The sequence below is a fragment of the Massilia sp. UYP32 genome, assembly GCF_050434365.1.
Taxonomy (GTDB): domain Bacteria; phylum Pseudomonadota; class Gammaproteobacteria; order Burkholderiales; family Burkholderiaceae_D; genus Telluria; species Telluria timonae.
Map to the genome: position 1 here is coordinate 72,328 of NZ_JBNDIK010000014.1, position 13,950 is coordinate 86,277.

Annotated in this window: 16 protein-coding genes; 9 read left to right on the forward strand and 7 right to left on the reverse strand. The window is 66.0% G+C overall.

The genetic code is table 11. The features are described from left to right. Window positions 1-8 precede the first annotated feature (8 nt). The gene (locus tag ABIB42_RS12745) at window positions 9-935 is read left to right on the forward strand and encodes a PfkB family carbohydrate kinase (protein ID WP_229409739.1); all 927 of its coding nucleotides are present in this window, start codon (window positions 9-11) and stop codon (window positions 933-935) included. A gap of 80 nt (window positions 936-1,015) precedes the next feature. Here the strand turns inward: ABIB42_RS12745 and bfr are convergent, their stop codons facing one another. From bfr to ABIB42_RS12760, 3 genes are all read right to left on the reverse strand, one after another. Next, a complete protein-coding gene (bfr, locus tag ABIB42_RS12750; RefSeq protein WP_005664766.1) occupies window positions 1,016-1,486 on the reverse strand; it encodes a bacterioferritin in 471 nt (156 codons plus the stop codon). A gap of 304 nt (window positions 1,487-1,790) precedes the next feature. Then, on the reverse strand, window positions 1,791-2,339 hold the full coding sequence (locus tag ABIB42_RS12755) for a response regulator transcription factor (protein WP_429248424.1): 549 nt from the start codon (window positions 2,337-2,339) through the stop codon (window positions 1,791-1,793). Window positions 2,340-2,529: 190 nt separating this feature from the next. Continuing rightward, on the reverse strand, window positions 2,530-2,739 hold the full coding sequence (locus ABIB42_RS12760; RefSeq protein ID WP_005664770.1) for a (2Fe-2S)-binding protein: 210 nt from the start codon (window positions 2,737-2,739) through the stop codon (window positions 2,530-2,532). Between the two features lie 235 nt (window positions 2,740-2,974). Here ABIB42_RS12760 and ABIB42_RS12765 point away from each other — a divergent pair, with 235 nt between their 5' ends. Genes ABIB42_RS12765 through ABIB42_RS12775 form a run of 3 tightly spaced genes read left to right on the forward strand, consistent with a single transcriptional unit; the run spans window position 2,975 to window position 5,379 of the window. After that, window positions 2,975-3,238 carry a FeoA family protein gene (locus ABIB42_RS12765; RefSeq protein ID WP_040775774.1) on the forward strand — a complete coding sequence of 88 codons (264 nt, stop codon included), beginning with the start codon at window positions 2,975-2,977 and terminating at the stop codon, window positions 3,236-3,238. Window positions 3,239-3,242: 4 nt separating this feature from the next. Further along, entirely contained in the window at window positions 3,243-5,123 is a 1,881-nt protein-coding gene (gene feoB, locus ABIB42_RS12770) for a ferrous iron transporter B (RefSeq protein WP_005664773.1), read from the forward strand. Between the two features lies 1 nt (window position 5,124). After that, entirely contained in the window at window positions 5,125-5,379 is a 255-nt protein-coding gene (locus ABIB42_RS12775) for a DUF6587 family protein (protein WP_005664775.1), read from the forward strand. A gap of 9 nt (window positions 5,380-5,388) precedes the next feature. Here the strand turns inward: ABIB42_RS12775 and ABIB42_RS12780 are convergent, their stop codons facing one another. Continuing rightward, complete coding sequence (locus ABIB42_RS12780; RefSeq protein WP_040775090.1) at window positions 5,389-6,261, reverse strand: DUF72 domain-containing protein; 873 nt, start codon at window positions 6,259-6,261, stop codon at window positions 5,389-5,391. A gap of 142 nt (window positions 6,262-6,403) precedes the next feature. Here ABIB42_RS12780 and ABIB42_RS12785 point away from each other — a divergent pair, with 142 nt between their 5' ends. The 3 genes from ABIB42_RS12785 to ABIB42_RS12795 are packed head-to-tail and all read left to right on the forward strand — an operon-like array spanning window position 6,404 to window position 8,281. Beyond that, entirely contained in the window at window positions 6,404-7,078 is a 675-nt protein-coding gene (locus ABIB42_RS12785; protein ID WP_005664779.1) for a glutathione S-transferase, read from the forward strand. Between the two features lie 12 nt (window positions 7,079-7,090). Further along, window positions 7,091-7,867, forward strand: coding sequence for a 5'-3' exonuclease (locus ABIB42_RS12790; RefSeq protein WP_005664780.1), 777 nt, complete (start codon window positions 7,091-7,093; stop codon window positions 7,865-7,867). 15 nt (window positions 7,868-7,882) lie between these two features. Then, on the forward strand, window positions 7,883-8,281 hold the full coding sequence (locus ABIB42_RS12795; protein WP_005664781.1) for a response regulator: 399 nt from the start codon (window positions 7,883-7,885) through the stop codon (window positions 8,279-8,281). Window positions 8,282-8,287: 6 nt separating this feature from the next. Here ABIB42_RS12795 and ABIB42_RS12800 read toward each other — a convergent pair whose 3' ends face one another. Further along, window positions 8,288-9,019, reverse strand: a complete 732-nt coding sequence (locus ABIB42_RS12800; RefSeq protein WP_005664782.1) for a GAF domain-containing protein — start codon at window positions 9,017-9,019, stop codon at window positions 8,288-8,290. A 169-nt stretch (window positions 9,020-9,188) separates the two neighbouring features. On the opposite strand from ABIB42_RS12800, the gene ABIB42_RS12805 reads away from it, so the two are divergent. After that, window positions 9,189-10,967, forward strand: coding sequence for a putative bifunctional diguanylate cyclase/phosphodiesterase (locus ABIB42_RS12805; protein WP_005664783.1), 1,779 nt, complete (start codon window positions 9,189-9,191; stop codon window positions 10,965-10,967). A 3-nt stretch (window positions 10,968-10,970) separates the two neighbouring features. Here the strand turns inward: ABIB42_RS12805 and mnmA are convergent, their stop codons facing one another. Both mnmA and ABIB42_RS12815 read right to left on the reverse strand, forming a co-directional pair. Then, the gene (gene mnmA / locus ABIB42_RS12810; protein ID WP_005664784.1) at window positions 10,971-12,083 is read right to left on the reverse strand and encodes a tRNA 2-thiouridine(34) synthase MnmA; all 1,113 of its coding nucleotides are present in this window, start codon (window positions 12,081-12,083) and stop codon (window positions 10,971-10,973) included. An 18-nt stretch (window positions 12,084-12,101) separates the two neighbouring features. Continuing rightward, window positions 12,102-12,584: an NUDIX hydrolase gene (locus tag ABIB42_RS12815; protein WP_005664785.1), complete on the reverse strand. Its 483-nt coding sequence runs from the start codon at window positions 12,582-12,584 to the stop codon at window positions 12,102-12,104. A gap of 246 nt (window positions 12,585-12,830) precedes the next feature. On the opposite strand from ABIB42_RS12815, the gene ABIB42_RS12820 reads away from it, so the two are divergent. Further along, window positions 12,831-13,943 carry a Re/Si-specific NAD(P)(+) transhydrogenase subunit alpha gene (locus ABIB42_RS12820; protein WP_005664786.1) on the forward strand — a complete coding sequence of 371 codons (1,113 nt, stop codon included), beginning with the start codon at window positions 12,831-12,833 and terminating at the stop codon, window positions 13,941-13,943. Window positions 13,944-13,950 lie beyond the last annotated feature (7 nt).

Genomic DNA, 13,950 nt, shown 5'->3' on the forward strand with positions numbered 1-13,950 from the left:
CGCCGGGCATGTCCACCGCCGTGGTGTTCGGCGAAGCGCTGGTCGACGATTTTCAGGCCGAGCAGGTCGTCGGCGGGGCGCCGTTCAACGTGGCGCGCCACCTGGCCGCCTTCATGGCGCCGGTGCTCAGCATCACCCGCATCGGCGACGACAAGAGCGGCCAGCTGGTGCGCGCCGAGTTCGAGCGCTTCGCCATGAGCGAGGCCGGGCTGCAGCTCGACCCGCTCGAGGAAACCGGCCGCGTGCTGGTCGAGCGCGGCCCGCGCGGCCACCGTTTCACGATCCTGCCCAACCAGGCCTACGACTTCATCGACCGCGCCGCTGCGGTGGCGAGCGTCGACAGCGTCACGCCGGGCATCGTCTATTTCGGCATGCTGGCCCAGCGCCATGAGGTGTCGCGCGGCGCTTTGAGCGCCGTACTGGATGGCGCCGCCGGCACGGCTGTGCGCTTCCTCGACCTGAACCTGCGCGACGGCCAGTACGACGAGCGCGGCGTCACCCGCTCGCTGCAGGCGGCGAACATCGTCAAGGTCAACGAAGAAGAATTGCAGGCGCTGTTCGGCTGGTACTTCCAGATCAAGCCCGACGATCCGCCGCTGGCGGCCGGCGAGGTGCATGCCTCGTGCCAGGCATTGCTCAAGATGTTCTCGCTCGACGCCCTGATCGTCACCCTGGGTCACCGCGGCTCGGTGTACTTCGACAGCGAGGGCCGGGTCCTGACCCAGCGCGACCATCCCGCGCCGCCGTTCGTGATCGATACGGTGGGGGCGGGCGACGCCTTCGCGGCGATCTTCCTGCTGGGACGGATGCGTGGCTGGCCGCTGGAAACCGCCTTGTCGCGCGCGAACGAATTCGCCGGCGCGATCTGCGCGATTCCCGGCGCGGTGCCGAGGGATATGGGGTTCTACGACAAGTGGATGACGCGCTGGCGCTGAAGACCGGGCCGGATGGCGCGCAATGCAAAAGGGCCGGCGCAAGTCGGCCCTCGGTTGATCACGACGCGATCACGCCGTGATCACGAAGCGATCTGGCTTTGCAGGTAATTCTGGATGCCGACCTTGACGATCAGGTCGAGCTGGGTTTCCAGCCACTCGATGTGTTCTTCGGTGTCTTCCAGGATTTCCAGGAACAGGTCGCGCGACACGTAATCGGCGGCCGCTTCGCAGGCGGCGATGCCTTCCTTGACGGTCACTTGCGCGGCGCGTTCCAGCTTCAGGTCGCATTCCAGCATTTCCTGGGTCGATTCGCCGATCAGCAGCTTGTGCAGCGCCTGCAGGTTCGGCAGGCCGTCCAGCATCAGGATGCGGTCGATCAGCTTGTCGGCGTGCTTCATTTCGCCGATCGATTCTTCGTATTCTTTCTTGCCCAGTTTTTCCAGGCCCCAATGGCGGTACATGCGCGCATGCAGGAAATACTGATTGATTGCGGTGAGTTCATTGGTCAGCTGTGCGTTCAGCAGACGGATGACGTTTTGATCGCCTTTCATTTGGAGTGCCCCTGGTGATTTTGAATGGGCTCCATGATAGCAAACAAGCCGTCACGATATGCCCTCAAAAGAGAGAAATTTCGCGAAAAAAGCGCATTAAATCGAAGAAAAAGCCACGAAATACGCCGTAATAGAAACCGTTCTCACTCCATGTTGAAAACGCTTCTCGCTACCGCGAAAATGAAAATGAAAGCGCTTCTCATTTCATCGTGCGCATCTGTTTTTATCATCCCTCATCCATTAAAAAACCATTAATCGTTGCTTGGCATGATTCGCCCTTCCATGGTTCGCCGCGATACGCCCGTCAATTGCGGCCGGCGTCATCCGTATTCCCGCGTCCATGTCGCCGATGCCTCCACGTCCCAGGTTTCTTTTCCACACACCCACCCGGCGTCTTTTCGCCATCGGCGCAGGCACGGCGGCGGCGCGCTGCTGGCGCGCTTCGACGCCACCCTGCCGCGTCTTGATGGGCGGCGTGGAGCGCGAGGTGCGGGTGGAGGTCGATCCGGCGGCGATGGCGGCGCTGGGCGTCACCGTGACCGACCTGTCGCGGGCCCTGGCCGCCGTCTCGCGCGACGCCTGGGTGGCTGCGCGCGATGATGTGGCCGGGCCGCTCCATGAAGGCGAGCAGGGTGCGGTAGTCGCAGGCGTTCAAGGTCACCGGCTGGCCGTCGCAGGTGACGGCCTGGCGTGCCACGTCCCGCACCACGTTGCGGCAGGCGAGCGTCGGCACCGTCTTGCCTACGCTGCGCCGGGTCACGGCGCGCATGCGCGCCCACAGCTCGCTGAATTCGACGGGTTTCACCAGGTAGTCGTCGGCGCCGGCATCCAGGCCGGCGATGCGCTCGGACATCTGGGCACGCGTTCGCGGATGGCGGCGGCCAGCATGGCGTCGTCCTCGACGAGCAGGATGTTCATGGGGCGTACCCGGGAGTCGTTGACCGGCCAGTATAGCCGGCCGCGATGAACGACTTTTTAAGCGCAGGCCGCGGACGAAAGAAGCCCCGCGACGTGGCGGGGCAGGAGAGAGGAGATCCGGAAATTCAGGCCGCTTGCGGGATGCGGCGCACTTCGGTGATCGTGGTCTTGCTGTCGATGTGCTCGTGCAGGACTTCACGCGCATAGCTGACGCACTTGCCGCACATGGTGCCGACGCCCAGTTCCTTGCGCAGTTCTGCGATGGAGGAGATGCCCAGGTCGGCCGCCTGGCGGATTTCACGGTCGGAGATGTTGTTGCAGACACAGACGATCATCGAAACTACCCTTGCTGTTTATGCTACAAAAATGCGAATCATTCTCATTTGCGTTGCTATTTTCTGTAAACTCGGCCGCGAAATCAAGCGAATTCTGCGTGCCGTGTGCACTATTTTTGAGCTTTTCGATCCGGCAATGACAAGCTGCAAATAGAAATAATTCGCATTTAGCGCTATGATGTCGGCATTATTCCTGTCGCTGTCTCATAAGCGCAACAACCATCTGGAAGCTGCCATGACCCTAGCCCCCACCCTGTCCACCCTCGACTCGCTGAAAGCGGGCCAGAGTGCCACCGTAGTCCAGCTGGCGCCGCATGCGCAGGGCGGCGTCGACATTCAGCGCCGCCTGATGGAGCTGGGCTTCGTGCCGGGCGAGCGCATCCGCGTGCTCAAGCGGGTGCTGGGCGGTCCGCTGGCGGTCAAGGTCGGCGAGTCGACCTTCGCGCTGCGCCGCTTCGAAGCGGCGCTCGTGTCGATCAATTCGATCAAGGCGGACTGAGCGCATGGGAGTGATGGAACAACAAGTGGCGGCCCGCACCCCGCTGGTCGCACTGCTCGGCAATCCCAATTGCGGCAAGACCGCGCTCTTCAACCGTCTCACCGGCTCGCGCCAGAAGGTCGCGAACTACGCCGGCGTCACCATCGAGCGCAAGGAAGGCAGCTTCAAGTCGCCGGCCGGACGGGCGTTCCGCGTGCTCGACCTGCCGGGCGCCTACAGCCTGAATGCGCAGACGCCGGACGAAGGCATCACGCGTGACGTGGTGGCCGGCCTGCGCGCGGGAGAACAGCCGCCGGACGCGGTGCTGTGCGTGGTCAACGCGACCAATCTGCGCCTGAACCTGCGCCTGGTGCTGGAACTCAAGCGTCTCGGCCTGCCGATGGTGCTGACCCTGAACATGGTCGACGTCGCCAGGAAGCGGGGCATCGAGATCGACACCGCGAAGCTGTCGCAGGAACTGGGCATGCCGGTGGTGGAGACCGTCGCCATCCAGTCGGGCGGCGAACAGGCCCTGCTGGCCGAGCTGGATCGCATGCGCTTCGACGCGCCGGTCAAGGCCAATCCGCTGTCGGCGATCGACGCGGTGCCGGTCGAGGAGACCCAGCGCGAGGTGCGCCGCATCCTGGCCGCCGCCGTCTCCACCGCCAAGGACACCGGCAACCTGACCGAGAAGATCGACAACGTCGTGATGCATCCGATCGCGGGCCCGGTCATCCTGGCCGCGCTGATGTTCCTGATCTTCCAGGCCGTGTTCAGCTGGGCCGGCACGCCGATGGACATGATCGAGGCCGGCGTCGGCGCCCTGGGCGGATTCGTCGGCGACCTGCTCGGCGAAGGCATCCTGCACAGCCTGATCGTGGACGGCATCATCGCCGGCGTCGGCAGCGTGCTGGTGTTCCTGCCGCAGATCCTGATCCTGTTCTTCTTCATCCTGCTGCTCGAAGACGTGGGCTACCTGCCGCGCGCGGCCTTCCTGCTGGACCGCATCATGGGCAGCGTCGGCCTGTCGGGGCGCGCCTTCCTGCCGCTGCTGTCCTCGTTCGCCTGCGCGATCCCCGGCGTGATGGCCGCGCGCACGATCCAGAATCCGCGCGACCGCCTGGTGACGATCATGATCGCGCCCCTGATGACATGCTCGGCGCGCCTGCCGGTGTATGCGCTGCTGATCGCGGCCTTCATCCCCGACCAGACCGTGGCCGGCATCCTCAACCTGCAGGGCCTGGTGCTGTTCATCCTGTACATGGCCGGCATCCTGTCGGCGATGGGCGTGGCCTGGTTCATGAAGCGCCGCAGCACCTACAAGCAGCACGCGCTGATGCTCGAACTGCCGGCCTACCACTGGCCGCAGCTGAGCGCCCTGGCCTCGGGCCTGTGGGAACGCACCAAGATCTTCCTGATGCGGGTCGGCACGCTGATCCTGACCATGATGGTCCTGCTCTGGCTGCTGTCGAGCTTCCCGGGCGCGCCGGAAGGCGCGGCCGAGCCGCCGATCTACTACAGCGTGGCCGGCATGATCGGCCGCGCGCTGGAAGTGATCCTGGCGCCGATCGGCTTCAACTGGCAGATCGCGATCGCGCTGGTGCCGGGCATGGCCGCGCGCGAAGTGGCGGTCGGCGCGCTGGGCACCGTGTACGCGCTGTCGGGCGGCGACGAAGTCGGCGACACGCTGGCGCCGCTGATCGCGCAATCGTGGTCGCTGGCCACCGGCCTGGCGCTGCTGGCCTGGTACGTCTACGCGCCGCACTGCCTGCCGACCCTGGCCACCGTGGCCCGCGAAACCGGCAGCCGCAAGTACGCCTGGATCATGGCCGGCTACATGTTCGGCCTGGCCTACGTGGCGGCCTTCATTGTCTACCGCGTCACCCTCGCCATCACTGGAGCCTGATATGCAGGAATTGGCCGTCATTGTTATCGTGCTTGCCTCCGCGCTGTACCTGGGCGCGAAATACATGTCGGCCGGCCTGCGCGCGCGCCTGGTCATGCACCTGACCCGGGGCGGTCGCAAGTCCGTCCTGGCGCGCTGGCTGGACAAGTCGGGCGGCGGCGGTTGCGGCGGCGGCAGCTGCGGCAGCGGTTGCACACCCAAGCAACCGGATCCGCCCGGCAAGCACCGCGTGATCAGGCTGCACCAGAAGCACTGAGTTTTCTCTTCAATCCCGCAGCGCCGCGATCAGGCGCTGCGCGTCGAACGGCGCATGCACCTTGATGTCGTTGTCGAAGTAGCAGTAGACGTCGCGCTTGCCGCGCTTGCGCGGCGCCTTGCTCGATGCCAGGCAGGCATCCTGCGGTTGTCCCCCATCGCGCCAGGCGCGGATCTTCCTTGCCCAGTTCTCGATCGCATCGTCGTCGTAGCCGCTCGCATACAGTTCCTTGTCGCCATGCAGGCGCACGTACACGAAGTCGGCCGTCACGTCCTCGATCTGCGGCCAGCGCCCGGCGGTGTCGGCCACCACCAGCGCCACCTTGTGCTTGCGCAGCAGGGCGATGAAGGCGGGGTCGCGAAAGCTCTCGTGGCGGATCTCGACCGCGTGCCGCATCGCTCTCCTTGGTCCGGGATCGAGCGTGACCCTGCCTTCCATGCGCGCCTCATGACCCTTGGCCAGTTCGGCCGCGGCATGGGTATCATGCGGCAGCAAGGAGAGAAACGTCTCGAAGCGTTCCGGCTCGAAGGCGAAGTTGGGCGGGAACTGCCACAGCATGGGGCCGAGCTTCTCGCGCAGCTCGAACATGCCCGAGGCCAGCACATTGGCCAGCGGCTTGGCGACGTCGCGCAGGCGCAGCATATGGGTGATGAAGCGGTTGCCCTTGACCGCGAACACGAAGCCGGGCGGCGTGGCAGCGTACCAGGCGGCATAGCTCGCGGGCCGCTGCAGCGAGTAGAACGCGCCGTTGATCTCGATGCTGGGCAGCTGGGTCGCGGCGTATTCGAGCTCGCGGTGCTGGGCCAGCCCCGGCGGATAGAACTTGCCGCGCCACGGCACGTAGCGCCAGCCCGAGATGCCGATGTAGGTCGATCCGCTCATGCCTGCCACGATACACGGCGCGGCGGCGCGCGGTCGTGCGCTGGCGCACCCAGCCGGGGCCCATGCCGCCGGAGCGGCGACGCCCTTTTGGCAAAGGCGCAACAGTGCTAAGCTAGCGCCCATCGTCACTCCCAGAGCCGCCATGATCGTCGTCCATCACCTGAACAATTCGCGCTCGCAGCGCATCCTGTGGCTGCTGGAAGAGCTGGGCCTGGAGTACGAGATCAAGCGCTACCAGCGCGACCCCAGGACCATGCTGGCCCCGCCCGAGCTGAAGGCGGTGCACCCGCTGGGCAAGTCGCCGGTGATTACCGACGGCGACCTGGTCGTGGCCGAGTCGGGCGCCATCGCCGAGTACCTGGTCGAGCGCCATGGCGAGGGCCGACTGCGGCCCGCGGCCGGCACCCCGGCGCGCCTGCGCTACACCCACTTCCTGCACTATGCCGAGGGGTCGGCGATGCCGCCGCTGCTGCTCAAGCTGGTGTTCGACAAGGTCGAGAACAGTCCGATGCCGTTCTTCGTCAAGCCGATCGCGCGCGGCATCGCGCAAAAGGTCAAGGGCAGCTTCGTGCTGCCGCAGATCGCGCTGCACCTGGGCTACCTGGAAGCGGAACTGGGCAAGCATCCCTGGTTCACCGGCGAGGAGTTCACGGCGGCCGACATCCAGCTCAGCTTCCCGCTGGAGGCGGCGGCCTCGCGCGGCGGACTCGATGGCAAGTACCCGAACCTGAGCGATTTCCTCGAGCGCATCCACGCGCGGCCGGCCTACCAGCGCGCGCTCGAGCGCGGCGGCAAGTACGAGATTGGAAAGGCCTGACGGAGTCCCAGCATGGCCAAGCTGCTCGCCATCGACGGCCTGAACATCGTGCGCCGGGTGTACGAGGCCAGTCCCGAGCCCGATTCAAGCCTGAAGGCCAGTATCGCGCTGCGCCACGCCTTCTCGTCGTTTCGCAACGTGCTCGAGACGCATGCGCCGACCCACGTGCTGGCGGCCTTCGACCATGGCGGCGAGAACTGGCGCCACGCGCTGTATCCGCGCTACCGCGAGGGCAGGGCGGCGATGCCCCATGAATTGCGCGCGGCGCTGCCCGAATTCCACGAGCGCCTGCGCGCCGCGGGCCTGCACGTGGTGTCGATTCCCGAGGTCGAGGCCGATGACGTGATCGCCACCGGCGTGATGCGCTGGCTGTCGGAAGGACGCGGCGAAGCCATCGTCGCCACCACCGACAAGGACCTGCACCCCCTGATCGCGCATGGCGCGCTGGTGTGGGACCATTTCAAGAACGAATGGCACGACGACGCCTGGGTGCGCCAGCGCTTCGGCGTCGCGCCCGAGCTGCTGCACGACCTGCTGGCGCTGATGGGCGATCCGACCGACGGCGTGCCGGGCGTGTCCAAGATCGGCATGAAGACCGCCGCGCGCCTGCTCAATGCCTATGGCAGCCTCGACGCCGTCATTGCCGGCGCCGGCATCCTCAAGACGCCGCTGGGAGAAAGGCTGCGCGCCGAGCGTGAGATACTCGAGATCTCGCGTTGCCTGGTGTCGCTCAAGCTCGATGTGCGCCTGGGCGTGACCTGGAACATGCTGGCCTATGAATCGAATTAGAAGGAAAACGACGCGATGCTCAAGGCGGTAATCGTGGATGGAAACGCGGTGTCGCGTTCGATGCTGGGCACCGTGCTGGCCGACGGCAGCTACGAGGTGGTGGGCGCGACCCACACCAGCGCGCTCGGCTACGGCCTGGCGATCAAGCACCGTCCGCACGTGATCTGCATCGCGCGCGAGCAGGTCGAGGACGGCAACAACGTGGTCGAGCAGCTGCGCGCCGAGCTGCCCAAGACCCTGATCTTCCTGGTCTCGGGCACGCTCGACGCGCAGGCCGTGCAGTCGGCGGCGGCGCGCGGCGTGCACGGCTTCATCGTCAAGCCGTTCAAGGCCGACACCGTGCTCAAGACCATCCGCAATACCGTGATCGCCTTCGTCAAGAAGCAGCAGGCTTCCGCCGCCAAGCCCGATTGACGGTTCCTAGCCGCGGCGCCCGATTTCGTCGGACGCGATCGCGGCCAGTTCGCGCAGCGCGCGCAATTCGCGCTCGCGCAGGCGGCGCGGCTCGCGGTCCAGCACGCACAGCGAGCCGAGCGCCATGCCGCGCGCGTCCAGCACCGGATAGCCGGCATAGAAGCGGATGTGCGGTTCGCCCGTCACCAGCGGATTGGCGGCGAAGCGCGGATCGGCGCCCGCGTCCTGCACCACGAAGGCGGCGTCCTGCATGATCGTATGGCTGCAGAAAGCGACCTCGCGCGGCGTCTCGCTTTGCGCCAGGCCGATGCGCGACTTGAACCACTGGCGCCGGCCAGAGAGAAGCGTGAGCAGGGCCATCGGACAATCGGTCACATGGCTGGCCAGCCAGGTCAGGCGGTCGAATACTTCTTCCTGGGGCGAGTCCATCAGCCTCGTCGCGGCGAGCGCCGCCAGGCGCTGCGCTTCGTTGCGCGGCGCCGGATAGGCGGGAGCGGGCGCGGGGAGGAATTCTCCGGTCGGCGGGGACGCGTCCACCGCGGCGGCGTCCGCTTCGCGCTGGCGCAGCAAACGATGCACCTCGCTCAGATGCACGCGGCGATGGCCGCCCGGCGTTTTCCAGGTCGGCAGCGCGCCGCCTTCCATCCACACCTGGGCAGTGCTCACCGCCACGCCGAGCAGGCGCGCCGCGTCGCGTGTGGTCAGGATCGGATCGTCGTTCTCGGTTTTCATCGTCATGGAGGCTGTATTGCTCTGATCGCTCAATTTTACACGAAGCAACATAAAATAACGAATATGACGACCGATTACCGATAATTGTTGACTCATGGAATTTTTTTCGCAACAATAGCTTCTACTTCGTCAATTTCGTCACTTTTTGCGCGTGTGCGTACCAGTCAGGGCCCCCATGAATTCACCTATCGAACCGGCACTATTTGCTTGTTCTGCTCAAGAAGCGGCGCGTCTCGAGGCCCTGCACCGCCTGGAACTGTTGGACACGCCGCCCAGCGAGGCCTTCGACCGCATCACGCGCATGGCCGCCCAGCTGTTCAACCTGCCGATCGCGGCGGTGTCGCTGACCGACAGCGACCGCCAGTGGTTCAAGTCGAAGGTCGGCGTCGAGCATGATTCGATCCCGCGCCTGCGCGCGCCGTGCGCGGAGGTGGCCGATACCGCCCACCTGCTGGTCGTGCCCGACCTGCTTGAAAACGCCTATTTCCGTGACAGCAAGCTGGCCGCCGACGGCATCCGCTTTTATGCCGGCGCACCGCTCGTGACCAGCGACGGTTTTGCGCTGGGCGCGATGTGCGTGCTGGGCACCGAGCCGCGCCAGGTGACGGCGGCCGAGAGCCAGGCGCTGCAAGACCTGGCGACGATGGTGATGGCGCAGATCGAGCTGCAGCACGCGCTGGGCCGGATCGACCCGATCAGCGGCCTGCCCAACCGCAACCAGTTCATCAGCGATTTCACCGACCTCGAGCTGGCCGGGCCGGCCGGCGACATGCGGCTGGCGGCCCTGGTCAGCCTGGCCAGCCCGCAGGAACTGAGCGACGCCCAGCGCGTGATGGGGTCCGGCTATCTCGACGAGATGGTGCGCGACGCGGTGCCGCTGCTGCGCCTGGGCGGCGCCGGCAAGATCTACCATGTCGCCAGCACCCAGTTCGCCTTCTTCGCGCCACCCGGCGTCTCGCTCGAGACCTTCCGCGCCCAGCTGCAGTCCTGGCTCGACGCCCGTTCCGGTCATGGACAGGCGCGCTTCATCACCACGACCACGGTCGGCATCGCCCCGTTCACGGTCGGCCAGACCGAGGGCCTGGACCTGCTGCGCAATATGCACAGCGCCGCCCACGACGGCCTGGCCGCCGAGCGCTGCGTGCGCGTGTTCTCGTCCGAGCACGACGCCATCCTGCAGCGCCGCTTCTGGCTGGTGAACGCCTTCCGCGCCGCGCTCGAGAGCCGCAGCCAGCTGCACCTGGTGTACCAGCCCAAGGTCGCCCTGAAGGACGGCGCCTGCGCCAGCGTCGAGGCGCTGCTGCGCTGGACTCATCCCGAGAAAGGCGCCATCTCGCCGGGCGAATTCATCCCGGTGATCGAAGGCACCTCGCTGGCGCGCGCCACCACCGAATGGGTGCTGGCCGCGGCGATGCGCCAGGTGGCCGCCTGGCGCCAGGACGGCGTCGCCTTGCAGGTGGCGGTCAACGTGTCGGCGGTGAACCTGGAAGAACCGGATTTCTGCGACCGCGTGCTGAAGCTGCTGGCGCGCCACCGCGTGCCGGCGTCCAGCCTGGCGATCGAACTCACCGAAAGCGCGCTGATGCGTAATCCGAAGGTGGCGCAGGTCACGCTGGAACGCCTGGCGCGCGCCGGCGTGCAGCTGGCGATCGACGACTTCGGCACCGGCTACAGCAGCCTGGCCTACCTGCAAAGCCTGCCGGCGAACGTGGTCAAGATCGACCAGAGCTTCATGCGCAACCTGGCCCACGACGAACGCCGGCGCGCGCTGGTAGGGACGATGATCAAGCTGTCGCACGACCTGGGCCACAAGGTGGTGGGCGAAGGCGTGGAGACGGTGGAAGTGGAAGACTTCCTGCGCGCGGCGGGCTGCGACGAGGTGCAGGGTTACCTGCATGCGCGCCCGCTGGCGCCGAGCGCGCTGGCCGAATGGCTGGCCGGGCGCGCTCGCTGAGGATTACGCGACGCCCGAGCGGGCGTCGATGATGCCGCCGCCCAGGCAGACGTCGCCGTCGTACAGCACGGCCGACTGGCCGGGCGTGACTGCCCATTGCGGATCGCTGAAATCGAGGACGAATCTACTGTCGCCTTCGGCCAGCACGCGGCAGGCCACGTCGGCCTGGCGATAACGGGTCTTGGCCGACAGCTCGCGCGGCGCCGGGGCTTCGCCCGCGATCCAGCTGGCCTGGCCCGCTTCCAGGCGGTTCGACAGCAGCCATGGGTGGTCATGGCCCTGCACGATGTACAGGGTGTTGGCCTCGATGTCCTTGCGCGCCACGAACCATGGCTCGCTGGTGCCGTCCGCGTTCTTGCGCGACTTCAGGCCGCCGATGCCGATGCCCTTGCGCTGGCCCAGCGTGTAGAACGACAGGCCGACGTGCTCGCCGACCTTGGTGCCGTCGTCGAGCCTGATCGGGCCCGGCTTGTACGACAGGTAGCGGTTCAGGAAGTCGCGGAACGGGCGCTCGCCGATGAAGCAAATGCCGGTCGAATCCTTCTTGGCGGCATTCGGCAATTTCAGCTTTTCGGCGATCTTGCGCACTTCGGTCTTGGGGATCTCGCCCAGCGGGAACAGCGACTTCGAGAGCTGCGCCTGGTTCAGGCGATGCAAGAAGTAGCTCTGGTCCTTGGTGGCGTCGAACGCCTTGAGCAGCTCGAACTTGCCGCTGCCGGTGTTCTGGCGCACGCGCGCGTAGTGGCCGGTCGCGATCAGGTCGGCGCCCAGCTTCATCGCATGGTCGAGGAAGGCCTTGAACTTGATTTCGGCGTTGCACAGCACGTCCGGGTTGGGCGTGCGGCCGGCCTGGTATTCGCGCAGGAACTCTGCGAACACGCGGTCCTTGTATTCGGAGGCGAAGTTGACTGCCTCGATGTCGACCCCGACCACGTCGGCCACGCTGGCCGCGTCGATCCAGTCCTGGCGCGTCGAGCAGTATTCGGAGTCGTCGTCGTCTTCCCAGTTCTTCATGAACAGGCCGACCACGTCGTAGCCTTGTTCTTTCAGCATCCACGCCGCGACCGAGGAGTCGACTCCGCCCGACATCCCGATCACGACTTTTTTCTTGCTCATGTTACGTCCGTATTGAATTCAGATCCCGCCCTCGAACACCGAGGAATGGGTGTATAGCAGGGACAGCGGCGTGCTTCGTCCGGCCAGATAGTCGTCCACGCACTGGAGCACGATCGGGCTGCGGTGGCGGTCGGCGGTGGCGGCGATCTCGTCGCGCGTCATCCACAGGGTGCGCAGGATGCCTTCGTCGAGCGGCTGGTCGAACTTGCGGCCGACTGTGCCGGCGAAGGTGAAGCGCAGGTAGGTGACGTCGGCATTGCGCGACTTCGAGTGGTAGCGCGACATGTACATGCCCACCAGCGTGCGCGGGATGAACTCGTGGGCGGTTTCCTCGAGCGCTTCGCGCACGACCGCCTGCTCCAGCGATTCGTGCGGGTCGAGATGGCCGGCGGGCTGGTTCAGCTTGACGCCCTCGCTCGTCTCTTCCTCGATCAGCAGGAAACGGCCCTCGTGCTCGATGATCGCAGCCACGGTAACCGATGGTTTGAAGATGTCGCTCATGCCTGTCCTTGAAAATGAGCCGGTATTCTACCTCGGGCCGGGCCTGCTCTGCTCAGCCTTGCCCCGCCTGCGGTGCTTGCCTGTCGTTAATTGGGCTTGATCTGTCGCAAAAATGCGCGCAAATACACTGCTTACCTTGTGTTTGCTCAGCACAACAGCATTATCACCAAAAGAAATTTATATTTGGGCAATTGTTGTAAAGACGTGATAGATTGGGAGCCGGCGCATCCACGTACGGAGGAATCCATGAGGATAGGCATACCGGCCGAGACAAGGCCGGGCGAGACACGTGTTGCAGCAACACCTGAAACCGTCAAGAAGCTGGCCGCGAAACACCAGGTCCTGGTGCAGTCCGGCGCCGGCCTGCATGCCGCGGCGCCCGACAGCGCCTATGAAGCGGCCGGGGCCAGCATCGTCGACGGCGCCGCCGCCTTCGGCGCGGACATCGTCCTGAAGGTGCGCAGCCCCGATGCCGCCGAACGCGGCCTGATGCGGCGCGACGCGGTGCTGGTCGGGATGCTCGATCCCTTCGACGCCGACAATCTCGCCGCGCTGGCCGCGAGCGGCCTCACCGCCTTCGCGCTGGAAGCGGCGCCGCGCATCACGCGCGCGCAGTCGCTCGACGTGCTCTCTTCGCAGGCGAATATCGCCGGCTACAAGGCCATCCTGCTGGCCGCCAACACCTACGGACGCTTCATGCCGATGCTGATGACGGCGGCCGGCACGGTCAAGGCGGCGCGCGTGCTGATCATGGGCGTGGGCGTGGCCGGGCTGCAGGCGATCGCCACCGCCAAGCGCCTGGGCGCCGTGATCGAGGCGTCCGACGTGAGGCCTCCGGTCAAGGAGCAGGTGGAGTCGCTCGGCGCCAAATTCATCGACGTGCCGTATCTCACCAGTGAAGAACGCGAGATCGCCCAGGGCAGCGGCGGCTATGCGCGGCCGATGCCGGCCGACTGGATGCGGCGCCAGGCCGAGCTGGTGCACGAGCGCGCGAAACTGGCCGACATCGTCGTCACCACCGCCCTGATCCCGGGCCGCAAGGCGCCCACCCTGATCGGCGAGGAGACGGTGCGCGCCATGAAGCCGGGCTCCGTGATCGTCGACATGGCCATCGCCCAGGGCGGCAACTGCCCGCTGACGGAGCTGGGCAAGACAGTCATCAGGCACGGGGTGCACATCATCGGCGAGCCGAACCTGGCGGCGCTGGTGCCGGCCGATGCGTCGGCCCTGTATGCGCGCAACGTGCTGGACTTCCTCAAGCTCGTGATCGACAAGGACGACCGCTTCTTCATCGACCGCGAGGACGAGATCGTGACCGCGACGCTGGTGTGCGCGGGCGGGGACGTGTTGCGCAAGTAGATTCAGT